General features: G+C 65.1%; 24 protein-coding genes. 13 read left to right on the forward strand and 11 right to left on the reverse strand.

Annotation, left to right across the window (positions count from 1 at the left end; translation table 11 throughout):
* Positions 1 to 222: 222 nt before the first annotated feature.
* Genes GRX31_RS14820 through GRX31_RS14830 form a run of 3 tightly spaced genes read left to right on the forward strand, consistent with a single transcriptional unit; the run spans position 223 to position 3,173 of the window.
* Positions 223 to 1,191, forward strand: a complete 969-nt coding sequence (locus GRX31_RS14820) for a Bug family tripartite tricarboxylate transporter substrate binding protein (RefSeq protein WP_017407306.1) — start codon at positions 223 to 225, stop codon at positions 1,189 to 1,191.
* 20 nt (positions 1,192 to 1,211) lie between these two features.
* Positions 1,212 to 2,057, forward strand: a complete 846-nt coding sequence (locus tag GRX31_RS14825; RefSeq protein WP_016450763.1) for a TauD/TfdA dioxygenase family protein — start codon at positions 1,212 to 1,214, stop codon at positions 2,055 to 2,057.
* Positions 2,058 to 2,114: 57 nt separating this feature from the next.
* Complete coding sequence (locus GRX31_RS14830) at positions 2,115 to 3,173, forward strand: 3-keto-5-aminohexanoate cleavage protein (protein ID WP_126312797.1); 1,059 nt, start codon at positions 2,115 to 2,117, stop codon at positions 3,171 to 3,173.
* A 4-nt stretch (positions 3,174 to 3,177) separates the two neighbouring features.
* Here GRX31_RS14830 and GRX31_RS14835 read toward each other — a convergent pair whose 3' ends face one another.
* From GRX31_RS14835 to GRX31_RS14855, 5 genes are read right to left on the reverse strand one after another with little or no spacing between them, the layout of a single operon-like run.
* Positions 3,178 to 4,260: an AraC family transcriptional regulator gene (locus GRX31_RS14835; RefSeq protein ID WP_160853327.1), complete on the reverse strand. Its 1,083-nt coding sequence runs from the start codon at positions 4,258 to 4,260 to the stop codon at positions 3,178 to 3,180.
* Between the two features lie 12 nt (positions 4,261 to 4,272).
* Complete coding sequence (locus GRX31_RS14840) at positions 4,273 to 5,244, reverse strand: quinone oxidoreductase family protein (RefSeq protein WP_046240897.1); 972 nt, start codon at positions 5,242 to 5,244, stop codon at positions 4,273 to 4,275.
* Between the two features lie 39 nt (positions 5,245 to 5,283).
* The gene (locus GRX31_RS14845) at positions 5,284 to 6,252 is read right to left on the reverse strand and encodes a Bug family tripartite tricarboxylate transporter substrate binding protein (RefSeq protein ID WP_063327991.1); all 969 of its coding nucleotides are present in this window, start codon (positions 6,250 to 6,252) and stop codon (positions 5,284 to 5,286) included.
* A 14-nt stretch (positions 6,253 to 6,266) separates the two neighbouring features.
* A complete protein-coding gene (locus tag GRX31_RS14850; RefSeq protein ID WP_160853329.1) occupies positions 6,267 to 7,325 on the reverse strand; it encodes a 3-keto-5-aminohexanoate cleavage protein in 1,059 nt (352 codons plus the stop codon).
* A gap of 29 nt (positions 7,326 to 7,354) precedes the next feature.
* Entirely contained in the window at positions 7,355 to 8,203 is an 849-nt protein-coding gene (locus GRX31_RS14855; protein WP_016450062.1) for a TauD/TfdA dioxygenase family protein, read from the reverse strand.
* A gap of 162 nt (positions 8,204 to 8,365) precedes the next feature.
* Between GRX31_RS14855 and GRX31_RS14860 the strand changes: the two genes are divergently transcribed.
* The 3 genes from GRX31_RS14860 to nirD all read left to right on the forward strand — a co-directional run bounded on the left by GRX31_RS14860 (position 8,366) and on the right by nirD (position 12,515).
* Positions 8,366 to 9,373 carry an AraC family transcriptional regulator gene (locus GRX31_RS14860; RefSeq protein WP_160853331.1) on the forward strand — a complete coding sequence of 336 codons (1,008 nt, stop codon included), beginning with the start codon at positions 8,366 to 8,368 and terminating at the stop codon, positions 9,371 to 9,373.
* 251 nt (positions 9,374 to 9,624) lie between these two features.
* Complete coding sequence (gene nirB / locus GRX31_RS14865; protein ID WP_160853333.1) at positions 9,625 to 12,141, forward strand: nitrite reductase large subunit NirB; 2,517 nt, start codon at positions 9,625 to 9,627, stop codon at positions 12,139 to 12,141.
* Between the two features lie 32 nt (positions 12,142 to 12,173).
* Complete coding sequence (gene nirD / locus GRX31_RS14870; RefSeq protein ID WP_047325972.1) at positions 12,174 to 12,515, forward strand: nitrite reductase small subunit NirD; 342 nt, start codon at positions 12,174 to 12,176, stop codon at positions 12,513 to 12,515.
* Positions 12,516 to 12,556: 41 nt separating this feature from the next.
* Here nirD and GRX31_RS14875 read toward each other — a convergent pair whose 3' ends face one another.
* Both GRX31_RS14875 and GRX31_RS14880 read right to left on the reverse strand, forming a co-directional pair.
* Positions 12,557 to 13,327, reverse strand: coding sequence for a hypothetical protein (locus GRX31_RS14875; RefSeq protein ID WP_237426686.1), 771 nt, complete (start codon positions 13,325 to 13,327; stop codon positions 12,557 to 12,559).
* 286 nt (positions 13,328 to 13,613) lie between these two features.
* The gene (locus tag GRX31_RS14880) at positions 13,614 to 13,847 is read right to left on the reverse strand and encodes a hypothetical protein (protein ID WP_160853335.1); all 234 of its coding nucleotides are present in this window, start codon (positions 13,845 to 13,847) and stop codon (positions 13,614 to 13,616) included.
* A 37-nt stretch (positions 13,848 to 13,884) separates the two neighbouring features.
* Between GRX31_RS14880 and GRX31_RS14885 the strand changes: the two genes are divergently transcribed.
* From GRX31_RS14885 to GRX31_RS14905, 5 genes are all read left to right on the forward strand, one after another.
* Positions 13,885 to 14,412, forward strand: coding sequence for a low molecular weight protein-tyrosine-phosphatase (locus tag GRX31_RS14885; RefSeq protein ID WP_442874082.1), 528 nt, complete (start codon positions 13,885 to 13,887; stop codon positions 14,410 to 14,412).
* Between the two features lie 22 nt (positions 14,413 to 14,434).
* The gene (locus GRX31_RS14890; protein WP_046240903.1) at positions 14,435 to 15,202 is read left to right on the forward strand and encodes a hypothetical protein; all 768 of its coding nucleotides are present in this window, start codon (positions 14,435 to 14,437) and stop codon (positions 15,200 to 15,202) included.
* Positions 15,203 to 15,450: 248 nt separating this feature from the next.
* The gene (locus GRX31_RS30810; RefSeq protein WP_236884691.1) at positions 15,451 to 16,128 is read left to right on the forward strand and encodes a hypothetical protein; all 678 of its coding nucleotides are present in this window, start codon (positions 15,451 to 15,453) and stop codon (positions 16,126 to 16,128) included.
* Positions 16,129 to 16,602: 474 nt separating this feature from the next.
* Entirely contained in the window at positions 16,603 to 17,643 is a 1,041-nt protein-coding gene (locus GRX31_RS14900) for a hypothetical protein (protein ID WP_160853337.1), read from the forward strand.
* On the forward strand, positions 17,634 to 18,680 hold the full coding sequence (locus tag GRX31_RS14905; RefSeq protein WP_202396592.1) for a hypothetical protein: 1,047 nt from the start codon (positions 17,634 to 17,636) through the stop codon (positions 18,678 to 18,680). Before GRX31_RS14900 ends, GRX31_RS14905 begins: the two co-directional genes overlap by 10 nt.
* A gap of 82 nt (positions 18,681 to 18,762) precedes the next feature.
* On the opposite strand, the gene GRX31_RS14910 is transcribed toward GRX31_RS14905, so the two are convergent.
* From GRX31_RS14910 to GRX31_RS14925, 4 genes are all read right to left on the reverse strand, one after another.
* On the reverse strand, positions 18,763 to 20,601 hold the full coding sequence (locus GRX31_RS14910) for a sensor domain-containing diguanylate cyclase (RefSeq protein WP_016450069.1): 1,839 nt from the start codon (positions 20,599 to 20,601) through the stop codon (positions 18,763 to 18,765).
* 226 nt (positions 20,602 to 20,827) lie between these two features.
* Complete coding sequence (locus GRX31_RS14915; RefSeq protein WP_160853339.1) at positions 20,828 to 21,493, reverse strand: SCO family protein; 666 nt, start codon at positions 21,491 to 21,493, stop codon at positions 20,828 to 20,830.
* A gap of 123 nt (positions 21,494 to 21,616) precedes the next feature.
* Positions 21,617 to 21,985: a DUF2946 family protein gene (locus GRX31_RS14920; protein ID WP_016450071.1), complete on the reverse strand. Its 369-nt coding sequence runs from the start codon at positions 21,983 to 21,985 to the stop codon at positions 21,617 to 21,619.
* A gap of 25 nt (positions 21,986 to 22,010) precedes the next feature.
* On the reverse strand, positions 22,011 to 22,748 hold the full coding sequence (locus GRX31_RS14925) for a helix-turn-helix transcriptional regulator (protein ID WP_223275176.1): 738 nt from the start codon (positions 22,746 to 22,748) through the stop codon (positions 22,011 to 22,013).
* A gap of 86 nt (positions 22,749 to 22,834) precedes the next feature.
* Here GRX31_RS14925 and GRX31_RS14930 point away from each other — a divergent pair, with 86 nt between their 5' ends.
* Together GRX31_RS14930 and pcaD are read left to right on the forward strand one after the other, a co-directional pair.
* On the forward strand, positions 22,835 to 23,455 hold the full coding sequence (locus tag GRX31_RS14930; protein WP_046240915.1) for a hypothetical protein: 621 nt from the start codon (positions 22,835 to 22,837) through the stop codon (positions 23,453 to 23,455).
* 108 nt (positions 23,456 to 23,563) lie between these two features.
* Positions 23,564 to 24,328: a 3-oxoadipate enol-lactonase gene (gene pcaD, locus GRX31_RS14935; RefSeq protein WP_160853341.1), complete on the forward strand. Its 765-nt coding sequence runs from the start codon at positions 23,564 to 23,566 to the stop codon at positions 24,326 to 24,328.
* The last annotated feature ends 31 nt before the right edge of the window (positions 24,329 to 24,359 follow it).

Below are 24,359 nucleotides of genomic sequence, written 5' to 3' on the forward strand. Positions count from 1 at the left end.
CTGGCGCGGTCCTGCGCCACGAATCGACTCTAGGAACGCCATCGCGCCGCTTCTTGGCAGTTCATGCCAACGGCTTTGCAATTCACGACATGCGCGGGTTGCCCTGGTCAGGGTTGCCATGGATTTGTCCCAACAAGGCAAATGCCTGTCCCCCAATGGCAAGTCCCGGGAAAGCGGGCTTTCGATACTGGATGCCAGAACACGGAACAAGGAGACACGGATATGAGACTGCCCCACGCCATCGCCACGCTGCTCGCGGGCTGCGCCATCACCATCGCCATCGCCGGCACGGCCTGGAGCCGCCAGCCGCTCAGGCTCATCGTGCCCGCACCGCCGGGCGGCACCATGGACATCGTGGCGCGCGTCGTGGGCCAGCAGCTCGCGTCTGAAACAGGCCAGGCCGTGGTGATAGACAACCGCCCGGGCGCGGGCGGCCTGCTGGGCATGCAGACCCTGCTGCAGGCGCCCTCCGATGGGCAGACGCTGCTGGTGGGCGCAAGCAATCTGCTGGCCGAGATCCCCCATGTGATCAAGATGCCGTTCGATCCGCTCAAGGACCTGGTGCCCCTGGCCTCGCTGGCCCGCTCGGGCGTGGTGCTGGTGGCCGGGGCCAGCCAGCCCGCCCAGGACATGCAGGAGCTGCTCGCGCAGCTCAAGGCACGCAAAGGCCAGACCAGCTTTGCCAGCTACAGCCCCGGCACCGTGTCGCACTACGCCGGCCTGATCCTCAGCGACAAGGCGGGCCTGGACCTGCAGCACGTGGGCTACGCGGGCTCGCCGCCGGCCGTGCAGGCCCTGCTGGGCGGCCAGGTGGACGTCATGTTCGACGGCATGCTGACCTCGGTGCCCCTGATCAGGGCCGGCAAGCTGCGTGCCTACGCGTTTTCCGGCCCCCGGCGTTCGCGCCACCTGCCCCAGGTGCCGACCACCGCCGAACTCGGCTACCCCGAGCTGCAGTTTCGCGGCTGGGTGGGCCTGATCGTGCCGGCCCGCCTGCCGCCCGAAACCATGGAACGCCTGCGCGCCGCCATCGGGAAAGCGGCCAGCGCGCCGGCCGTGCAGCAAAAACTCTCCGACGTGGGGCTGGAGCCCGAGGTGCTCACCGACACCGCCGCACTGCAGCGCGAGACACGCCAGATGTCCGAGCGCAACGCCGGCATCGTGAAGAAATACCAGATCACCGCGAACTGACTTCCAGGGAAACACCGACCATGCAGATCCGACAGATCACCCCCGCCATCGGCGCCGAAATATCCGGCATCCATCTCGGCGATGCCGCACGCGACGCCGCACTGTTCGCGGACATCCGCGCCGCGCTGCTGACCCATCGCGTGCTGTTCTTCCGGGACCAGGACATCACGCGCGCCGAACATGTGGCCTTTGCCAGCCGCTTCGGCCCACTGGAGGACCATCCCGTGGCAGGCAGCGATCCCGAGCACCCTGGCCTGGTGCGCATCTACCGCAGCGACGATCCGCACAGCTACGAAAACACCTGGCACTGCGATGGCCTGTGGCGCCCCAACCCGGCCATGGGCGCGGTGCTGCGCTGCATAGAGTGCCCGCCGATCGGCGGCGACACCATCTGGGTCAACATGGTCAAGGCCTACGAGGAGCTGCCCGAGAGCATCAAGCGCAGCATCGACGGCCTGCGCGCCAAGGCCGGCATAGAGCACACCTTCGGTGCCGTGATGGCGCCCGAGGCGCGCGCTCGGCTGGCCAGCGAGCACCCGCCCGTGGAGCATCCCGTGGTGCGCACCCACCCCGAGACCGGCGAGAAGCTGCTGTTCGTGGGCGCGGGCTTCAGCACCCACTTCGTCAACTACAGCACGCCCGAGAACGTGCGCCACGGCATAGACAAGGCGCCCGGCGCCGCGCTGCTGATGAACTACCTGATCAGCCGCGCCACGATTCCCGAATACCAGGTGCGCTGGTCCTGGAAGCCCGGCGACGTGGCCGTCTGGGACAACCGCAGCACCCAGCACTACGCGCTCAACGACTACTACCCGGCGCCCCGCCGCATGGAGCGCGCAGGCATCGTCGGCGACATCCCGCGCTGAGGCCCTGCACAGACTCTTTCCACACCTACCCCTCACCCCCACCCACCGGAGCGTCCCATGAATTTTCTCGATGGCCACCTGTTCCCCGAAAACCAGCAGCCCCTGATCATCACGGCGGCCCCCTATGCGCCGGGCTGGCTGCCCGGCGATTTCCCCGAAGACATTCCCGTGACCATGGACGAGCAGATCCAGAAGGCCGTGGACTGCTACAACGCCGGCGCCACCGTGCTGCACCTGCATGTGCGCGAGCTGGATGGCAAAGGCAGCAAGCGTTTGTCGAAGTTCAACGAGCTGATCGCCGGCGTGCGTGCGCGCGTGCCCGAGATGATCATCCAGGTGGGCGGATCGATCAGCTTTGCTCCCGAGACGGACGGCGCGGCCGCCAAGTGGCTGTCCGACGATACGCGCCACATGCTGGCCGAGCTGGAGCCCGTGCCCGACCAGGTCACGGTGACCGTCAATACCTCGCAGATGAACGTGACGGAGCAGGCCGAGGACGCGGACTTCAGGGGCACCTCGCGCGAGAATCCCGCCATCTTCGACGCCTACAAGGAGATGACCGTGCCCGCCCAGCCCGGCTGGGCCGAGGAGCACATCCGGCGCCTGTCCGCCGCCGGCATCCAGAGCGCCTTCCAGTGCTACAACATCAACAGCTTCGAGTCGGTGGAGCGGCTCATGCGCCGGGGCATCTACAAGGGCCCGCTGGTGATGAACTGGGTGGCGATCGGCGGCGGCATGGACGCGCCCAGCATCTACAGCCTGGCCCACTTCGTGCGCGCCGTGCCCGACGGCGCCGTGCTCACCGTGGAAAGCAATGTGCGCAACGTGCTGCCCGTGAACATGATGGGCATCGCCATGGGCCTGCACGTGCGCTGCGGCACCGAGGACTGCCTGTGGAACCAGTCGCGCAGCGCCAAGGCCAGCACGGTCTCCCAGATCGAACAGCTGGTGCGCATCGCGCGCGAGTTCGGCCGCCCCATCGCCACGGCGCAACAGGCGCGCGCCATCAGCAAGATTGGCGTGTTCTACGACACCGCCGAAGAGACATTGGCGGCCAACGGCTTCGCGCCCAACCGCAACGGCGGCAACCAGGGATTTCTGCGCAAGACCGCCTGACGCACTAGGCCTCGCCAACCCGTCCCTGCCCCCGCCTGCGCCAGTCCGAGACGCTGGCGCCGAAAGCGGCCCGGAACCAGTGGCAAAAGCCGCTGGGCGCGGCAAACCCCAGCAGGCCCGCCACCTCGCTCAGGGGCTGGCCACCGTCTTGCAGATGGCGCAGCACCAGTTCCCTGCGGAGGGTGTCGAGCAGTGCCGAGAAAGTCTGCCCCTCCGCAAGCAGGCGGCGGTGCAGCGTGCGGCGGTCCATTCCCAGGTGGCGCGCCACCTGCTGGGCCGTGCAGCGGCCGCCCGGCAGCAATGCAATGATCAGCTCCCTGCAGGCCGCCTGCATGCCTTCGCCCCGGCTGCGCAGCGCCTGCTCCAGATGGCTTCGCGCAAAGCGCGCAACGCCCGAGCCCTGCGCCTGGCCGCATTCGCGCAGCAGTTGCAGATCCGCCAGGCGGCAGACCATGCCGTTGAAAGGCTGGTCAAACAAAGGGGTCACGCCGAAGAAGGCACGGTGGGCCGACGCATCGGCCGGTGCACGGTGTACGAAGCTGACCTGCTGCGGGCGCCACTGGGCGCCGATCAGCTCGCGCAGCACGCGAAACATCACGCCCACCGCCAGCTCCATGGACTGGCGCATGGCCATGCCCGCGATGGGCACCAGGTCCTGGCGCACCAGCACCCCGGAGCCCGCGTCCTCGATGCGTACGAACATGCCCGCACTCAGCAGCTTGAGGTAGCGGCACAGCGTGTCCAGCGCCTGGCGCGGCGTGGGCTCTTGCTGCAGCACAAGGCTGATGGGGCCCAGGTGGGACAGGCTGCGCCGCGCCGCCAGGCGCAGCGCGAAATCCTGCGTTCCCGTGGTGCGCGCGGCCACCTCCAGCAGCTCGCGCACGGCATGGATGGGAATCAGCGTCTCCGGGTCGTCGAGCAGGCGCGCCGACAGTCCCGCCGCGCGCACAAGGACGGCGGGATCATGGCCCAGGCTTTTCACCAGGTCGGCATAGCCATGCAGGCTGGCACTGCGGATAAGGCCGCAGGTGACGGGCCTGCGGCCTGCGGCCACGGTGCCGAAGGCATGGAGCGCAGGGGTCTGCATGGCAGGTCCATTTCAGGGAATCAGCACCGTCGCGCCCGTGGTGCGGCGCGACTCCAGCGCCTGGTGCGCCTGGGCCGCATCGGCCAGCGCAAAGCTTTGCTGGGGCTCGCTGGCGATGCGCCCGGCCAGCACATGGTCGAACAGCTCGCGCGCCATCTCCAGCATGTGGGCGCGCGGCTGGATGTAGTGCACCATCGCGGGCCGCGTCATCCAGATCGATCCCTTGGAGGCCAGCAGCTGGGAGTCCACCACCACCGAGCCCGACGAGGTGCCGTTGCTGATCAGCCGGCCGCGCGGCTGCAGGCAGTCCAGCGAATCCATGAGCGTGTCCTTGCCCACCGAGTCATAGACCACGGGCACGCCCTTGCCGCCCGTGATCTCCATCACGCGAGCGACGGTGTTCTCGCGCGAGGTCACGATGACGTGGGCGCAACCGTTGGCGCGCGCGGCGGCGGCCTTTTCGTCGGTGCTCACCGTGCCGATCATGGTCACGCCCAGGGCACGCGCCCACTGGCAGGCGATCAGCCCCACGCCGCCGGCCGCCGCGTGGTAGAGGATGGTTTCGCCACCCTGCAGCGGATGGACCTGGCGGAACAGGTACTGCGCCGTCATGCCCTTCATCATCAGCGTGGCCGCCGTGCGGTCGCTGATGCCGTCGGGCAGCGGGATCAGCACATCGGCCGGCATCACGCGCACATCGCTGTAGGCGCCCTGCGGGCCCATCAGGTAGCCCACGCGGTCGCCGGGCCGCACTTCGGTCACGCCCTCCCCCACGGCCTCGACCACGCCCACGGCGTCCGAGCCCAGGCCGTTGGGCAGGGCCAGCGGATAGCGGCCCGTGCGGAAATAGATGTCGATGAAGTTGACGGCGATGAAGCTGTGGCGCACGCGCGCCTGGCCGGGTCCCGGCGCGCCGGCCTCGGCATGCTCCAGCCTGAGCACCTCGGGGCCGCCGGTGGTATGAAAGCGTATGGCCTTTGCCATGGAGTCTCCTTGTGTAGCGCCTGGGTGGGGCGCCCTGCATCAGTTGAGCCGGATGTCGAAGTTCCGGACGATCTCGGCATTGCGATCGAACTCGGCGCGCAGGTCGGTGGACATCTGCTCCAGCGAGCGATCGCCTTCGACGGGCTCGAAGCCCGTGCCCGCATAGCGTTCGCGCACGGCCTTGCGGGCGTTGACCCGGGCCAGCGCGCCGTGGATCTTCTCCAGCAGCGGGCGCGGCGTCTGCGCCGAGGCGAACACGCCGCTCCAGTTGCTGAAATCCACCTCGGGGTAGCCCAGCTCGGCCAGCGTGGGCACCTGCGGGTAGTCGGGCAGCCGGCTCTTGTAGGCCACGGCCAGCAGCCTGACCTTGCCGCCAGCGATCAGCGGCTTGGAGGTGACCGATCCGTCGAACATCAGCGGGATCTGGTTGCCCATGACCTGGGCCAGCGCGGGCGCCGAGCCCGGGAAGGCCACATGCTCCATGTCCAGGTGGGCCCTTCTGTTGAGGATGGCGCCCGCGTACTGCGAGGCCGTGCCCTGGCTGTACGAGGCGAACGACAGCGTGCCCGGGTGGGCCTTCACGTAGGCGATGGCCTCGGCCCCGTCGCGCGCGGGAAACTGCGGCGAGGCGATGAACAGCATCACCGAGCGCGCCATCTGCGCCACGGGCCGCACGTCCTTCATGGGGTCGAAGCCGACCTTGAGCACATGGGGCACCTCGGTGAGGATGTTGGTCACCGTCACCAGCAGCGTGCTGCCGTCGGCCGGCTGGGACAGCATGTGCTTGACGGCGATGGCGCCACCGGCGCCGGGCCGGTTCTCGACGATGACGGGCTGGCGTATCTCCTGCGCCAGCTGGTCGCTGATGATGCGCGCGAACACATCGATGGTGCCGCCGGGCGGCGCCGGCACGATGAGCCGGACCGGCTTGTCGCCGAAGGCGTGGGCGCCACCGGCCAGCAGCGAGGCGGCCAGGGCGATGGCAGTCCAGGGGGGCATGCGTTGCATCATGGGCTCCCGGTTCAGGCGGCCTTGCGCAGAAACCCCTGCTGGGCGCCGTTGCGGTTGGGCGCGAAGCCGTTGGCCGCCAGCGTCTCTTCCACGGTGCCGTAGAACTGGCCGATCCGGCAGATCTCCCGAGCCTGCTGCGCCGTGGCGATGGGGCGGCCGAACTCGACTGCGATGCGCACCAGCTGCTCGATCTGCGCCACCGTGCCCATCTTGGCCGTGCGGCGCTGGTTCCAGAGGTTGTCCTCGGTGCCGCAGCGCACGTGCAGCCCCATGGCAATGCCCATCATGTTCACGGGCAGCACGTTAAGCACCGAGCTTTCCACGGTGAGCACGGCGCCGTCGGGCACGGCGCGCACGAAGTTGGCCAGGCTGTAGATGCTGGGCGCATCCATGCCGCCGCCAATCGCCACCCAGTTCATCACCAGCGGGCCCTTGTAGATGCCGCGGCGCATGAGCCGCTCCACCGACTCGAAGCTGTTGATGTTGTAGCACTGGAAGGCGCTCTGGATGCCGGCGGCGGACAGGCGCCGGATGTGCTCCTCGGCCCAGCCGGGCTGGGCGGGCACGGTCATCTCCCTGTAGGCATTGAAGACGGCCGGGTCCTCCATGGAGGTGCCGCGTATGTCGCGCGCATCGAACTGCTCCAGGAAATTCATCTGCGAGGTATTGATGGTCACCGTGACCTGGTCGGGCACGGGCTCCAACTCGGCCAGCATGTGGCGCGTGTCGTCGGACAGCCACTTGGCGGCCGCGCCGTCCGTCTCGGGAGCAAAGCTGATCGATCCGCCCACCTGGATGATCATCTCGGGCACACGCGCACGCACGCCGGCGATCAGCTCGTTGAACTTCGACAAACGCTTGCTGCCTTTGCCATCCAGCTCGCGCACATGCAGGTGCAGCACGGTGGCGCCGGCGTTGTAGCAGTCCACGGCCTTCTGGATCTGCTCGTCCATGGTCACGGCGATCTCGCCGGGAAAGTCCGAGGGCAGCCACGAGGGCGCATAGGGCGCGGCCGTGATGATCAGGGGCTGCTGGTTTTCGGGGAACAGGTGGCCGTCGAGAAAGTTCATGGCGTGTCTCCTTGTGTCGTGATCGTGGTTCAGAAGGTCGGCGTGCCGACGATGCCCGCGCGCTCCATCTTCCGGTGGCTGGGCGGGTAGTCCATGGCCGCGTAGTGCTGGGTGGCGCGGTTGTCCCAGATCGCCACGCTGCCCGGCCGCCAGCGCCAGCGCACCTGGTACTCGGGGATGGCAGCCTGGCCGATCAGGTACTGCAGCAGGCCGGAGGCGCCCTGCGTGAAGTCCTGGCCCACGCGCACATTGGCGGGCGTATGGAAATTGGTGAAATGCGTGGTGAAGCCGTTCACGAACAGCACCTTCTCACCGGTCTCGGGATGGGTGCGCACCACGGGATGCTCGGCATCGGGGTACTGGGCCTTGAGCGCCAGCCGCCTTTCGATGGGCATGGCCGCACCGAACGTGCATTCGATGCTGTGGCGCGCGCGCAGCGGCGCGATCAGCGCCTTGACGGCGTCCGGCAGGCGTTCGTAGGCCAGCGCCATGTTGGCCCACAGGGTGTCGCCGCCCACGGGCGGGCATTCCACGCAGTGCAGCACGCAGCCCATGGGCGGCGCCTCGCGCCAGGTGGCGTCGCAGTGCCAGGAATTCTCGTAGCGGTCGTTGGGCTGCTCGGGCGTCCTGTAGATGCGCACCAGGCCCGGATGCTCGGGATCGCTGCCGGCCACCGGATGGTCCTCCAGCTCGCCGAAGCGCCGCGCAAAGGCCACATGCTCGGCGCGCGCCAGGCCCTGGTCGCGCAGGAACAGCACCTTGTGGCGCAGCAGCGCCGCCCGGATCTCCGAGAAAAGCGCGTCGTCGCGCACCGCGTCGGCCAGCCGCACGCCGAGCAATTCGGCGCCGATGGCGCATGTCATGGGCTCTATGCGCATGCCTGTCTCCTGTCATTGTTGTGAAGGCCCGTGGCGGCACGGTCCGCCCGGCGTGGGGCCGGTCTCTGCAATGTAGGAAAACCCGGTTCCGCGGACTATGCAAGCCATGCCATCCTCTTTGCATTTCGTGCCACCAGGCCACGGACTGACAGGAGGGCAAGCATGGTCACCATGGTGCGCGCGGCGGCCTTGACCCATTTTTCGGACGTCATGCGCGAACTGGGCGGCGACCCCGACAAGGCACTGCGCCAGGCCGGCCTGCGGCCCGCGCTGCTGCGCGAGCAGGACCAGCTGATCGACGTGGCCATCGTCGCGCGCCTGCTGGAAGACGCGGCCCAGTCCACGGGCTGCGAGTCCCTGGGCCTGCGCATGGCCCGGCACCGCCAGCTGTCGAGCTTCGGCGCCGTGAGCCTGCTGCTGCAGCACCAGCCCACGCTGCGCCATGCGCTGGACACGCTGGTCGCGCACATGCACCTGGTCAACGAATCGCTGCTGATCCACCTGGAGGATGCAGGGGGCATCGTCATCCTGCGCGAGGACTTCGTCCTGCACGGCGCCATGCGCCAGTCCGTGGAACTGGCCATGGGCGTGCTGTGGCGCATGTGCGAGGCATTGCTGCGCGAGCGCTGGCGGCCGCAGGACGTCAGCTTCAGCCACGCGCCACCGGCCGACCTGTCCGAGCACCGCCGCATGTTCCGCTGCCGCATCACGTTCGGCGCCGAGTTCAACGGCATCACCTGCCGCGCCGCCGACCTGGACGAGCCCAACCCGCTGGCCGACCCCGCGCTGGCGCGCTATGCGCTGCGGCTGGTGGAGGCCATGCCGGCCCACCGTGCCGCATCCGTGGGGCACCAGGCGCGCAGGGTCATCTACCTGCTGCTGCCCTCGGGCAACGCCACCTGCGCAGGCGTGGCGCAGGGCATGGGGCGCAGCCTGCGCACGCTGCAGCGCGAACTGGACCGCGAAGGCCTGAGCTTCAGCGAGCTGCTGACCGAAGTGCGCCACGAACTGGCCCTGCGCTACCTGGACCATCCCCACTACAGCGTGGGCCAGGTCGCCGCCATGCTCGGCTATGCCAGCCACAGCGCCTTCACGCGCTGGTTCGCTGCGCAATTCGGTTGCGCGCCCGAGGCCTGGCGCAGCCGCGCGCAGGGACTGCCTCGCGCCTGACGCACCCAGCGTTCCTGGCGCACCTGGCGGACCTGGCGCACTTGATCGCACTTGACGCACCACCACGGCGCACCCCGCCCCTGCACGGTGCGGCGGGCGCATTGCGGTGCACGCTGTCTGCGCACCAGACAGCGTGCACCACGGGCAGGCACCGCGCCGCGGTGCTGGCACGGCACTTGCATGGGCAGCCCTGACCCGCCGGCCCTGGCCTGCGGCCCGCAAAACACTGGATGCGCAACGCAGGACGCCAGATGAACATCGTTGTGATCGGCCACGGCATGGTGGGCCACAAATTTCTCGAGCAGCTGCATGCCCTGGGCGTGGCAGACGCGAACGTCACTGTGCTGTGCGAGGAGCCGCGCGCCGCCTACGACCGTGTTCACCTGTCGGAATTCTTCTCCGGCAAGAGCGCCGAGGACCTGAGCCTGGTCGAGCCCGGCTTCTTCGAGGCCAGCGGCTTCACGCTGCGCCTGGCGGCCAGGGCGGCAGCCGTGGAGCGGCGCGAGCGCACCGTGACCACGGCCGATGGCGAAATCATCCCCTACGACAGGCTGGTGCTGGCCACGGGCTCGGCGCCCTTCGTGCCGCCCGTGCCGGGACGCGACCGGCCGCACTGCTTTGTCTACCGCACCATCGAGGACCTGGAGGCCATGCAGGCATCGGCCGCGCGCTCCAGAACCGGCGTGGTGGTGGGCGGCGGCCTGCTGGGCCTGGAATGCGCCAAGGCCCTGCGCGACCTGGGCCTGGAGACCCATGTGGTCGAGTTCGCCCCGCGCCTGATGGCCGTACAGGTGGACGACGGCGGCGGCCGCGTGCTGCGCAGCAAGATCGAGGACCTGGGCGTGCAGGTGCACACGGGCCGCAATACGCTGGAGATCACCGACGGCGCCACGGCGCGCCACCGCATGGTGTTTGCCGACGGCACGCACCTGGAAACCGACATGATCGTCTTCTCCGCCGGTATCCGCCCGCGCGACGAGATCGCCCGCCAATGCGCCCTGGCCATAGGCCCGCGCGGCGGCGTGGCCGTGGACGACCATTGCCGCACCAGCGACCGCAGCGTCTACGCCATTGGCGAATGCGCCTCCTGGCGCGAGCAGACCTTCGGCCTGGTGGCACCCGGCTACGACATGGCGCGCGTGGCGGCACGCCACATTGCGGGCGAGGCCGAGGCCGCCTTCGGTGGGGCCGATCTCAGCACCAAGCTCAAGCTCATGGGCGTGGATGTGGCCAGCATCGGCGACGCACAGGGCAAGACGCCGCGCAGCCGCAACTACCAGTTCATCGACGAGCGCAAGCAGGTCTACAAGAAGATCGTGGTCAGCGAGGACGGCCGCCAGCTGCTGGGCGCCGTGCTGGTGGGCAATGCCGATGAGTACGGCACGCTGCTGCAGATGACGCTCAACAGCATCGCGCTGCCCGAGGAGCCGGAGTTCCTCATCCTGCCCTCCAGCGACGGCAAGGCCAGGCCCGGGCTGGGCGTGGACGCCCTGCCCGACACGGCGCAGATCTGCTCGTGCAACAACGTCACCAAGGCGCAGATCTGCGCGGCTGTGGGCGAAGGCGCCTGCACCATGGCCGAGCTCAAGTCCTGCACCCAGGCCGGCGCCACCTGCGGCGGCTGCGTGCCGCTGGCCACCCAGGTCATGAAGGCCGAGATGGCCCGGCGCGGCATGGCCGTCAACAACCATGTCTGCGAGCATTTCCCGCACTCGCGCCAGGAGCTGTACCACTTGGTGCGTGTGGGCGGCATCAAGACCTTCGACGAGCTGCTGCACCGACACGGCAAGGGCCTGGGCTGCGATGTCTGCAAGCCGCTGGCCGCCAGCATCCTGGCCTCGTGCTGGAACGAGTTCGTGCTGCAGCCCCAGCTGGCCAGCCTGCAGGACAGCAACGACTACTACCTGGGCAACATCCAGAAGGACGGCAGCTACTCCGTGGTGCCGCGCATGCCCGGCGGCGAAGTCACGCCGGACGGCCTGATCGCCGTCGGCCAGGTGGCCAAGAAATACGGCCTGTACACCAAGCTCACGGGCGGCGCCCGCGTGGACCTGTTCGGCGCGCGCGTGGAGCAGTTGCCACTGATCTGGGAGGAGCTGATCGCGGCCGGCTTCGAGTCCGGCCATGCCTACGGCAAGTCGCTGCGCACTGTCAAAAGCTGCGTGGGCTCCACCTGGTGCCGCTACGGCGTGGACGACAGCGTGGGCCTGGCCGTGCAGCTGGAAAACCGCTACAAGGGCCTGCGCGCGCCGCACAAGATCAAGTTCGGCGTCTCGGGCTGCACGCGCGAATGCGCCGAGGCCCAGGGCAAGGACGTGGGCGTGATCGCCACCGACAAGGGCTGGAACCTCTACGTCTGCGGCAACGGCGGCATGAAGCCGCGCCATGCCGAGCTGATCGCCTCCGACCTGTCCAAGGACAGGCTGCTGCAGCTCATCGACCGCTTCCTGATGTTCTACGTGCGCACGGCCGACCGCCTGCAGCGCACCAGCACCTGGCGCGAAAACCTGGAAGGCGGCCTGGACTACCTCAAGGACGTGGTGGTCAACGACAGCCTGGGCCTGGGCGCCGAACTCGAGGCCCAGATGCAGCATGTGGTGGACACCTACCAATGCGAGTGGAAGACCGCCGTCACCACGCCCGAGGTGCGCCAGCGCTTTCGCAGCTTCATCAACAGCGACCAGCCCGACGAGCACATCGTCTTCGTGCAGGAGCGCGGCCAGATCCGCCCGGCGCGCTCCGAGGAGCGCAGCGAGGCCACGGCCTGACACCCCCTAGAGACCCGCGACAAGGACCCGCCATGGCACATGCCTCCCAAGAACACTGGCTGCCCGTTTGCGCCACCCAGGACATCGTCCCCGACACGGGCGTCTGCGCCCTCGTCCAGGGCCGCCATGTGGCGGTCTTTCGCATCGGCGACGACCGCTTCTACGCCATAGACAACGTGGACCCGCGCTGCGGTGCCAGCGTGCTAGCGCGCGGCCTGGTCGGCAGCCTGGGCGAGCGCGTCGTCGTCGCCTCGCCCATCTACAAGCACCACTTCGACCTGTCCACCGGCGAATGCCTGGAAGCGCCCGAGCACTCCGTGCGCGCGCATGCGGTGCGCAGCGAGAACGGGCAGTTGATGGTGGCGCTGCATTGAGATTCGTGCGGAGCACAGCCGCGCAGGAAGGTCCTGCGTGCCTACCTTCCCACACCATCCCTGCGCCGTTGCCACGCTGCAAGACCGGCCACGCCGCCCATCAGCGCCAGCAGCGCAGGCCACCCCAGCAGCGGCACCGCCACCGGGCCGGGCTGCGGGGGAATGTAGGGTTGCATGCTCCAGCTGCCTTGGGCAGGCGAAAAAGTGAATCCTGTACCACCATCAAGCACCTGGCTGCACACATTGCCATTCAACAAGACGCATGTGGTGTCCGAATGGTCACCAGCGATGTCCCCCGAGCCTGAGGCGATATTGAAAGCGTCCACCGGCTGGCCTGGGACATGGGGCGCAGCGGGTGAAACCATCGCCAGGTTCCAGGCAGTGATATTGCCGCTGCCATCGGTAGAAACCTTGAAGCGCGGCGGATCACCGATCGAAATACCAGCCAGGATCTGTGCATTGGCCTGCGTATAGGTATTCACGCCGTCGCTGAACGACCAGTTGCTGATCGGGTAGGACGTTCCCGGACCGATGACGATGTCCGTCTGGCTGGCCGGCAGGGTCGCAGGCAGGACCATTGAGCCGCTGATGCCCATGGCGGTGGTGTAAGGCGCATGAGCATCGTTGTAGTTGACGCCCGCATAGGTGTACTGGGTATCTGCCCATGCAGATCCAAGGCCTGAGAAGGAAAGGCATACGCTGGCAACTAAAGGCCTTATTCTCATCAATCTTTCCTTCAGTGGCTGAATGAAGATAAAAACAGAATCAATGAAGCAACTATTCCAATCCATTGTCTCGAGAAGGCACGTCAAAAATATATCCTGGAAATTTCAGGGATCTCAATTGATTTAATAAATAGAAAGCCACGGCCAATTAATGACTGGCGAGCGTTTATGTCTGGAGCATGTCGTCCACTTTTGCGTGCCCGAGACGTTCGGGGGTGCCGAGCCGGGAAAGCGGCCGCCCATGTTTGATGCCTCGCCTGCGCCGTGATCGAAGCATCCGCACTGGAATGCGAGGTGGCGCTGCATTGGGTTCGGCAGCTGCCCATGGCGCGGACCCCTGACAACCGGCACGACGGTACCCGGGACAGCGGGCTCAGGCGTAAAAGGACAGCAACGCCAGGCACACGATGACCGCGATGGCCGCCGTGATGACGGTCACCCTGAAGCCGCCGTCGCTGCTGCGCAGCAACCGCAACTCCAGCAGGGCCGCGCCCACCCGGGCCATCCAGGAACAAAGCAGTTCCACCATGGGCGCAGCATAAGCGGCCCGGCAGATCAGGTGCGGGGCGTGGAAAATGCCGGCGAGCGCCTTGGCATCGCAGGCCATCGAGATGTCGTGAAGCCCGTTACCCACAGGGAGGTTTATGGAACAGATTCGGGAACAGTCAGCTGACCACAGGCCAGCCACCAAGAGGAAAAGAATCCTCATGGTCTGCACAGGGAACATCTGCCGCAGCCCCACGGCCCACGGCGTGCTCGAGAAAATGGTGGCCGACGCGGGCCTGGCGGGCCGCATCGAAGTGGACTCTGCAGGCACGCACGGCTACCACGTGGGCGAGGCACCCGACCGCCGCTCCCAGGCCCATGCCGCGCGGCGCGGCTATGACCTCTCGCAGCAACGCGCGCGGCAACTGCGGGCCGAGGACTTCACGGCATTCGACCAGGTTCTGGTGATGGATGGCGCCAACGAATCCGCCGCGCGCAGGATCTGCCCCGAGTCCGAATGGCACCGCGTACAGCGGCTGACGGACTTCTGCACCGAGCACTCCGCACGCGAAGTGCCCGACCCCTATTACGGCGGCGACCGGGGTTTCGAGGACGTGCTGGACCTGGTGGAGGACGGCTGCAGGGGGCTGCTGGCCACGCTGGGCATGGCGCCGCAAAAGCGCTGACAAGCCACTGCACTGCGACGATATGCGGGCTCTCATCCTGGTTTTCGGCATCGTGGGCACGGTTCTGTTCGGATCGGCCTTCGTGCTCTCGTTTTCCTCGCCATTGCTGGTCGAGAACCTGGGCAAGGAGATCATCCGCATCGAGATCGAGCACAGGCTGGGCACCCAGCTGGACACGCTGACAGGCTCGCGCATGGCGGACCTGGCCCAGAAAGCGCTTGGCAGGACAGATAGCGAGATCGCCGCAGTGCGGCGCGAGATCGAGGCAGGCATCCCCGACAAGCTGGCTTCGGTCATGACCGACATGCGCCGCGCCGACTGCGAATGCCGCAAGCGCAATGCCGTCTACATGCAGCAGCGCCAAGCCACCCAGCTGGCATCGCTGATCCAGATGCGCGCCCGGCTGGTGGAATTCATCGAGTCGGCCTACCACCAGACCACGGCCAGCCTGCTGCGGGAGTTCAGGATCTTCACTGCGTCCAATGCGCTGGTGTTTCTGGCCCTGACCGGCGTGACGGCGCGACGCAGGCGGGCGGGGCTGCAGCTGGCACTGCCCGCCATCGTGCTGGTGACCGCCTCAGCGGTGACTGCCATGCTGTATCTGTTCGCACAGGACTGGCTGCACACCATTGTGTTTGGCAGCTACATCGGCCTGGCCTACATGGCCTATCTGGCCTTTGCCATCGCGCTGCTGTGCGACATCGCATTCAACCGGGCACGCGTGTGCACACGGGCCATCAACGGCCTTGCGTCGTCTTTTGGCTCGGCATTCGAGGTCTTGCCTTGTTGAGCCCACGGCCCCACTTGCCCCGGCACCACGGCCTCCATAGCCCTCCCCACCCGCCACCACAATCCGCCCCTTGCCCGCACGCTTGGCCGCGTGGGCACCGAAGGTGCGCGCATGCTGCTGCAATGGATGCGCGCAGAGGCCGGGGAATCGCCAAGCCTGGATCTGGGTCATGAGCTGGTGGTGCGACAAAGCAATTGACTGGCTGATGCCTGGCTATCCATTCGCATATTGAGATAGAGTTCGGCGGCTTGGCCATTCCCGCCCAAGCCATTCTTCTCCACTGCACCTGTGCAATGGAGATTTTTCATTTCAATCCATCTTCAAAGAACATGAACACCATTGCATTGGGAGGACGCCTGCGACCGCAAGGCCCAATCCGGACTCGCCGGATCATGGCCGCCTTGCTGGCTGCGAGCGCTGTACTGTGTGTGCCGAACGGAGCATCGGCGGCCGAGAACGATGCACTATCTGCCTCTCTGGCTGCATTCGGTGATGCCGCTGCGGCAAGACGCCTGGAGGACCAGATCGCGGATCTTGTGAAAAAGCGCAATCAGGCGGGCATGACCAAGCTGGTGGGGCAGATCGCGCAGAACGATGGGGCTTTCATGGAAAAGATGGACAGCCTGACGCAGGCCAAAAATCGCGTTCCTGATCCTGAAATGGCCAGGATTGCCATGGCCCTCGGCCCTTGCCACCATGCCGGTTTTCTTCTCAGGAAAATGGCCTTCGCCCTTGCCGATGGTCAGGCAAAGCCCATCATTCGCAATGGGGTGATCATGATTGACGGCACGCACATGGACGATATGTATGCCGAGCAAATGTCGCGCTGTGAAAGGCTGGCCAAGCAGCCCATGCGGAAAATCAAGATAGGTTCCATGTGCTCCGTCAATGGCTCGGGCTGCGACGAGGATCCGGATATGGATTGAAGAGGCCGAGCGCTGAAAAGCGAAAGCAAGAAAAGAAAAGGCCGGGTCTGCCGCCCGGCCTCGGGCTATCAATGGCATGGCGTCGACTTTTGGTTCGACTCTCGAAATTGGGGCTTTCTTAGCCTGCTGGCATTTGCCGCACGCGGAGCGAGCGTCTCGCAACGCCCATTTTTGCTGTTCACAACCGTGAACAGCCCAAACTGCCAAATTGGTTTCGGCAGAGCCTTGTCTGCGGCATTAACGCGATGCCGCCATATGGCTTCACCACCTAGCTCCGCGCACCCGAACTAGGAACACTCCTATTTTTCCTTCAAAAACAAAGAAAAATAGGAGCTGTCTTATTTTCAACGAGACGCATAGAGAATAGCATGAATTCCTCGCGTATGAAAATCCAATCATCTTTAGTTTCTAGGCAATCTACGACATCTATTGCCGCCGCATTCATATATCAACCGAAAATTGAAATGAAATTCCATGCGCAATATAAAATACTATTTCCTTCTTGCATTTCTCATCTATGCAAACAATGTATTTTCAAAAGGATACATTGACAACTATTCGGTCGCAATGGTTACTGGCTGGGCGTGTGATGTCAGATTTCCGAATGACATAGTGGCCGTACACGTTTGGCGCGATGACAACCAATTTCTTGGTGGGAGCAGCGCAAATATAATCAGGGAACCCGCTGTAGGATCGGCTTGCCTTGGCAGCCACAGTGCGCATGGTTTCTCCATACCCATAAATCTTACTGAAGACTTGAAAGACGGACAGGAACACAGAGTTCTAGTTTACTCCATAGGACGTAATGGTTTCGTCGAGCAATTGAACAACTCACCTGTAAAAATCAAGTTCCCTGGCGACGGAATTAAAGAGCGCCCATATTATGTCGGAGACATAGTTGCGAGAAATCTAGATTGGCCAGTTATCGAAGGTGCCGGGCACATCGGAATATGGGATGGAACTTCCGTAATTGAAGTTCTCAACGAGCCGCAGGTTGTTCAGAAAAACAACTACGAGAATTTTTTCAAACGCAGCAAAGTTTGGCCAATAAGCAGAACCAAATGGCCTGCCCATAACGTACTCTCTTGCTTCTCTTCTGCATGCACAGAGGATTTTGACAGACCAAGAGCTAACAAGCAATCTTACCCAGCCTTGTATGCGATGGTTGCGAGAGCAAATCAAATATATGTCATAGGTGCAACATATGTTGTGACACCTTACGTTATTCCAGCCGAGCCTACGGTGAATATTCCACCCAGCAGGGACTGGAATAAATACGTAACCTGGCCTCCGACGAAAAGAAGATATCGGTGTGATACTTTTATAACGGATATTATGGGCGCAACGGTTCGAAGTCCTGGATCACATACTCACTCACACATTCAGGGCCGATGGCTACCTTTACGAATTATTGATGCAAATATAGCCTCATGGTATCAAAAATATATTGATGCAACAGGAGCCAATGTCAAAGCACCTGCTGCCTTGTACAACAAACTCAAGCAATGGCAATGAAGCGAATAATATCTTACTCCATCATTGTCGCCGCATTATATGCAGCCTATCTATTTATAAACGAATCTTTAAAACCGCAGAACCACATCACACCAAATGTAAAGACCGAAATTTTTAATCAACAATCAAAAAGCACAGCAAACGAAGACACAAAAAATGCGAATCAAGTCACAGTGGAACAGCAACAATCAAGTGCATCCCAGACTTCCGCATTCATTCAGGATGAAATTGATAGATTTCGCACATCTCTTGCAGATCCGTTATCCCACGATGAGAAATTGCAAGCAACTAACCGGCTTCACAACATCATTCGATCGACCCAACGCAGAGAGGTCAGAGAATCCCTCCGCCAAGAACTGCTTAGCGTCATTGACAGCAACAGATCCAAAGACATAGTCAAATCCGCAATTTTCGACTATACGAGATCACTCAATAGTCTGGATAACGCCTCCGAAGCCATCAGAGTTCTCGACTTGGGACTGAAAAATGGGATCCTGACCACCGCAGAATATGCTGGAGAATCTATACACATGGGTTTTCTTTTTGACGACAAAGCGATGATCAAAAACGGTTTAAACACAGGGGACGAATATTCAAATATTGTGCTATACAATTACATATCCGGCATAACAGAAAGCAACGGAAAAAAGATCATAGATCAAGAACTATTGGTTTACATAAACAGCCATCCCATAAAATTTTCCGGCGCTCCTTTCAGTTTCAGCCTGACAGAAGCCATTCAATACAATGAATGGGCCATGGCCAAAGCAAACGTTGAGTCAATCCTCAATGGGGCAGATTCCGTGGATATTCTTTCTGCCCCCTTCAAAAATCCACTCATAGATCCCAGAGAGCTGCTGGCGCTATCCATTTCTCCGGATATTGGATTAAAAATCATGAAGAAAGTGATAGCAAGCAAAGATCACCAAATAGGCCTTGAGAATCTTGATAAGTTCATGACCAGCTATTCTTATATACCCGCCATAAAATCTGCATCGGAAAATATGGAGCGCCATAAGACAGGCTTGGAGAAGTGATCTCTCCATCAGAGCTTCCCCAAAGAGAGACTCCACAATCCAATTTTCGGATTTATCCGAGGGATTACCATATTTTCCGCCTTTACTCCTCCGCCACCACCACCCTCCCCTTGCCCGCGCGCTTGGCCGCATACATGGCCTCGTCGGCGCGCTGCAGCAGCTGGGTGGTGTTTTCCCGGGCGGCATTGAGGGCGATGCCGATGCTGGCGCCGACCTGGACGGTGGCACCGTTTTCCAGGCGGATGGGCTGGCAGATGGAGGCCAGGCAGCGCTGCATGGCCTGAAGGGCGTCGTTGGCCGAGGCCAGTTCGCCCAGCAGCAGCACGAATTCGTCTCCACCCATGCGGGCCACGCAGTCGGTTTCGCGGGCCTGGGTGGTGAGGCGGCGGGCGACGATGCGCAGCACTTCGTCGCCGGCATCGTGGCCTTCGGTATCGTTGATCTGCTTGAAGCCGTCCAGGTCCATGAAGCAGACGGCCAGTTGCCCCGGTCCGCAGGCCTGGGCCAGTTGGCGCTGCAGCCGGGCCTGCAGTGCGCGGCGGTTGGCCAGGCCGGTCAGCACGTCGTGCAGCGCCTGGTGCTGCGCGGCTTGCTCGTCACGCTTGAGCGCGTCTATGTCCACGAAGACCCAGATCGATTCGCCGTCGGCCAGGCCTGCGCCGCTGACATCGACCCAGAGCAGGCTGCCATCGCTGGTCTTCAGCTGCATCTGGGCATGGCATTTGCCGCTGGAGCGCAGTGCGCCATAGGCCAGCTCGCCGGAGCGTTCATAGGTTTCCTCATCCGGGTAGAGGATGCGCGCCGAGGTGCCCTGCAGCTCGCCGGCCGGGCGCTTGAGCATGCGCTGCAGGGCCTGGTTGGTCCACAGCAGCCGGCGCTCGCGCAGGCGGGCGATGCCGATGAGGTCGTTGTCCATGAACAGTTCCTGCTGGCGCAGCAGCTCGGCAAGCCGGATGCGCGCCACGCGCTCGCGCTGCTGCAGCAGGTAGAGGCTGACCGAGCCCAGCGCGATCAGTGCCATGCTGAGGCCCGTGAGTGCCCAGGCGCGCCAGGCCGATGCACGCCATGCGGCCAGGTAGCTTTGTGTGCCCAGGCCCGTGAAAACGGTCAGGGGATAGCCGGCCAGCCGCTGGTAGGCCGTGATGCGCTCCACGTCGTCCATCACCGTGGGCGTGATGTACCAGCCGCTGTCCCGGTTGCCGGCCAGGGCATGGTGGTACTCGCTGGAGACCGCAGAGCCGCCAATGCCGGCCACCGACCACGGATCGGCCGCCGAGTAGCGGGCCACCAGCAGGTCCTTGTCCGAGCGCAGCGCAATGGCGCTGTCGGGCCCGAAGGCCTGGCGACGGAACAGCGACTGGAAATGCGTGGCCGAGACCACGGCATAGACGATGCCCTTGAAATCCCCGTCCCCGGACTGCAGCCGGCGCGCCATCACGATGGCCCATTTGTTGAAGGAATGGCTGACCAGCGGATCGGAGATCACCATGCGGTCGGAGTGGCGCGCGCGCTCGAAGTAGCTGCGGTCGGCCACGGAAAACGGAGGCTCTTCCTCGTTGGCCGTCAGCAGCACCTGGCCCTTGGCGTCGGTCACGCGCAGCGCGGTGACAAAGGGCAGCAGGGCACGCTGCTCCTGCAGGATTTCATAGAGGGCGAGGGCCGCCACATCGTCGCCGTCCAGGCCCCGGCTGCGGTAGCGGCCTGCCACGGTGGCCAGTGCGTTGTCCACCAGCCGCATCTCGGCCGTCAGCTCCAGGCTCAGGCTGCGGGCCTGGTTCTGGGTGACAGCCACGCCCAGGTCCAGGTCGGCCTGGTGGTTGGCGCGCAGGCTCAGCCAGGTGGCCAGGCCCAGCAGGCCGGCGACCAGCAGGTTGCCAAGCACCAGGCGCCGCAGCACCTTGTCAGAAAGAAGCGTCTTCATGGCGCCGGGTGTCCCTTTCCGTCTGGCTGGATGAGCGTCCGGGTGGATGGAGCCGCACATTTTTAGCACAAGGACGGGACGATCCAGACAAGGTTTTGACCGATGGCAACGGCGCTCGCGCCGCTGGCGTACCTTCACCCCCGCAAGAATGGTCGCTGCCTGGGCCAGGGCGGGGGCCGCTGCGCAAAGGCCTGTTGCGCCGGCCTCCTGAGAAAGTGCAGAGCCGTCATGCAGCCTGCAGGATCTGCCGCAGGTCGGCTGCGCAGTCCTGCGCGTCCTGCTCATGGCGGAACGCCACGCGCAGCTGGCCCTCGGGATCGAAGACATAGGTGATGGCCGAGTGGTCCATGGTGTAGGACGCACCCGTGGGCACCTTCTTGTAGAAGACCTTGAATTCCCTGGCGACCTCGGCCGTCTGCGCCTCGTCACCGCGCAGCGCGACAAAGCCGGGATCGAAGGCGCCCACATAGGCCTTGAGCACGTCGGGCGTATCGCGCTCGGGGTCGATAGTGATGAAGGCCACGGCCAGGCGCTGGCCATCGGGTCCCAGCAGCTGGCGTATTTCCAGGGCGCGCGTCAGCGCCGTGGGGCAGACATCGGGGCATTGGGTGAAGCCGAAAAAGACCATCAGGGCCTGGCCCTTGAAGTCGGCCAGCGTGCGCTCGCGGCCATCGGCATCGCGCAGGCGGAAGTCCCGGCCGTACTGGGCGCCGGTCAGGTCTATGCCCTTGAACGGTACGGCGGCGGGCTTGCAGCCGGCCAGCAGCGCCAGTGCGGCCAGGCCGCCGCCAAGGCAGGCACGGCGAGACAGGGCGACGCAAGCAACGGATGGGCGGGTCGAAGAAAAATCGGCGGCGCGCTGCGGCGCCGCATGGCAATCGAAACGGAACATGGCATCCCTGCGTGGAATCTTGGCGAAGCCGCGCCGCCAAGGCTGCGCCCGGCCGGTGCGGCAATGTTCTGAGACAGGCCAGCGGCCAGACAGCGCGGGACAGCGCTGCAAGCAGCCAAGGGCTCAGGCGATCAACAGCAACAAGGGAGGCCCGCGCGGCGGCAGCGGCGCGCCGACCAGGGAGGCAATGCGGGCAGAGACGATGGGCTGCAGCGCGCGGCCCATCGGCTGCAGTTGCGCCCAGGAGGGAGGGACATGCGCCGGCGGCGGCGTCACCGCCAGGCACAGAGGGCAGTCCAGCGAATGCTGGGCAGACACCGCCTGTCCTTCTTCACCATTGACCACGACCAGCCTGACGCTGCCGCCAGCCGTGCAGACCAGCTCCATGGCCTGGGGGTGCACCAGGGGCGATGCAATGGCCAGGCCCAGCGTCAGCGCGAACCACGCCATGACCAGGCGGGCCAGTGGGACGGAGTTGCGCAGGGCTTGCATGGCTGGGGATTATGGGGGCAGGCCGTCACAGGGCCACGCCGACCTCGTCGCAGGCGGCCCAAAACCGGGCCGGGTCGCGCACCTGAAAGCGCTGTCCGCCGCGACGCGCCTGCACGATGCGGTCCAGCCGGAAGGTGCGCACGCCCTCGCGCTCGCAGTCCCAGGCCAGCAGGTACCAGAACGGCCAGGCCAGCAGCAGACATTGCGGCTCCACCACGCGCTCGCTGCGGCGCTGGCGTCCGTCCAGGTAGGTCAAGGCCAGCATCCATTGCTGTGCAAATGCCTGGTAGACGCTGGCGCGCGCCTCCACGCCCTGCGCACGCTCGCGCAGCGAAGCCTGGACTTCGACGGACACCGGCGAGGCCACGCGGATGCGCTGGCGCAGTTGCGCGATATCTGCGCGATCGGCCGGCGCAAAGCAGCGCGCGAACTGGCGGCGCAGTTCGCCATGACGCCCCGCCAGCGACAGGCCCAGGGCTTCCGACAGCGCCAGGGACATCAGCAGCTCCAGCGCGTCGTCACCCCGCAGGGTCACGCGGCCGGAGGGCCAGCGATGGACCACGCGGACACCGCCGCCCCTGCCCGAGGAGCTGTCCAGCTCCCAGCCCTGCTGCCTGAGCAACGACAGGTCGCGCGCCAGCGTGCGCTGGCTGACGCCCAGTTCCTCGGACAGCGCCGCCACGCCGTGCACGGCGCCATCGGACAGGCGCTGGGAAAGGGCGTCAAGCCGGGACAGACGGGCGGGCAGCGTGCGCGGTTTCATGGCCGGCATCATGGCGCAATTGACAGCCATTGAATGGCAGCGATGCAGGGACCATGGGCGGCATGTTCAATCCACGGAGAAATGCCATGCAAGTCATCGAATGGGCAGCGTTCAGCCTGCTGCCCGGTGTGACGGAAAACACCCTGCTGCAAGCCGCCAGCGCCATGCAGCACCAGTTCCTGGATGTGCAGGGCGGATGCCTGTCACGCCATCTGGTCCAGCTGGGCCAGGGGCGCTATGCGGATGTCGTCACCTGGCAATCACAGGAGGCTGCCCGTGCCGCCCTGGCGCAGGCCGGCCGGTCGGCTGCCTGCGCGGCCTACTTCGGGCTGATGCGCGTGGAGCATCCTCCCTTGCTGGGCGCCAGCGTGTTCAGCCACGGCGGGGAACGTGGGCTGCCGCAGGGCATGGAGTTCTCGTTGTTCCGGCTGCGCCCCGGCGCCGATTCCCATGCCTTGGCCACCGCCGCGCACCGCATGGCCGATGGCCTGTACCGGAATGAGCCCGGCTTCACGGCCCATGGCGTGATGCGCAGCGCCCACGACCCCGGCCTGTATGCCGACGTGGTGCTGGCCGACAGCGCCGGCCGCGCCCACCAGCTGTGCAGCAAGTGGGGCCAGGGACCGTTCGATCCGGCCTGCCAGGACTATCTGGAACTGATCGCGCCGGGGTCGGCACAGCTGCAGTTCTGGGACAGGGTGGCCTGAGCGCCGCCATCGCCGCGCCTTGGCCGGATGCCGGATATGCGTGGTATCCGTATCCGCCAGCCTGCACCGGCCATCCCATAATCACCTTTTCCCCAAGCAGTGACCGCCATGTCGAAACTCCATGTTGTGCAGCAGGGCCAAGGCCCGGCCCTCGTTCTGAGCCACGCGCTCGGTTGTGACCTCCAGATGTGGGACGGCGTGGCCCAGGCCCTGCAAGACCGCTTCACCGTGGTGCGCTACGACCACCGGGGCCATGGCCGCTCGCCCGCCATCGGCGAGGCCTTCGACATGAACGACCTGGCCGACGACGCAGCCGGCGTGATCGAGGCGCTGGGCCAGGGGCCGGTGCACTTCGTGGGCCTGTCCATGGGCGGCATGACGGCCCAGGCCCTGGCAGCGCGCCATCCGGCGCTGGTGCGCAGCATCACCGTCGCCAATTCGGCCAGCTACTACGACGAGGCCGCGCGCGCAGGCTGGCAGGCGCGCATTGCCACGGTGCGCGCCCAGGGCGTGGCCGCGATTGCCGATGGCGCCATGCAGCGCTGGTTCACGCCCGAATTCCGCGCCGGGCAGGCCGCCCGAGTGGCAGCCTTGCGCACCGGGCTGGAGGCCACGGCGGCCGCGCCCTATGCGGCGGCCTGTGCGGCCGTGGGCGGCATCGATCTGCGCGAGAGCAACCGGCGCATCGCCTGCCCCGCGCTGGTCATTGCAGGCAGCCGCGACGAGGCCACGCCACCTTCCCTGTCCGAAGACATGCAGGCGCAGATTCCGGGCGCGCAGCTGGTGTCGCTGCCCGCCGCGCATTTGAGTGCCGTGGAAATGCCCGCGGAGTTTGCGCAGTTGGTGAGCGACTTTGTCGCGCAGATCCGCTAGATCTGCCGCCCTGCCCGGACGGAATGGTCGC

It is taken from the genome of Delftia sp. CH05 (assembly GCF_009827015.1).
In the GTDB taxonomy this organism is placed as follows: Bacteria; Pseudomonadota; Gammaproteobacteria; order Burkholderiales; family Burkholderiaceae_C; genus Comamonas; species Comamonas tsuruhatensis.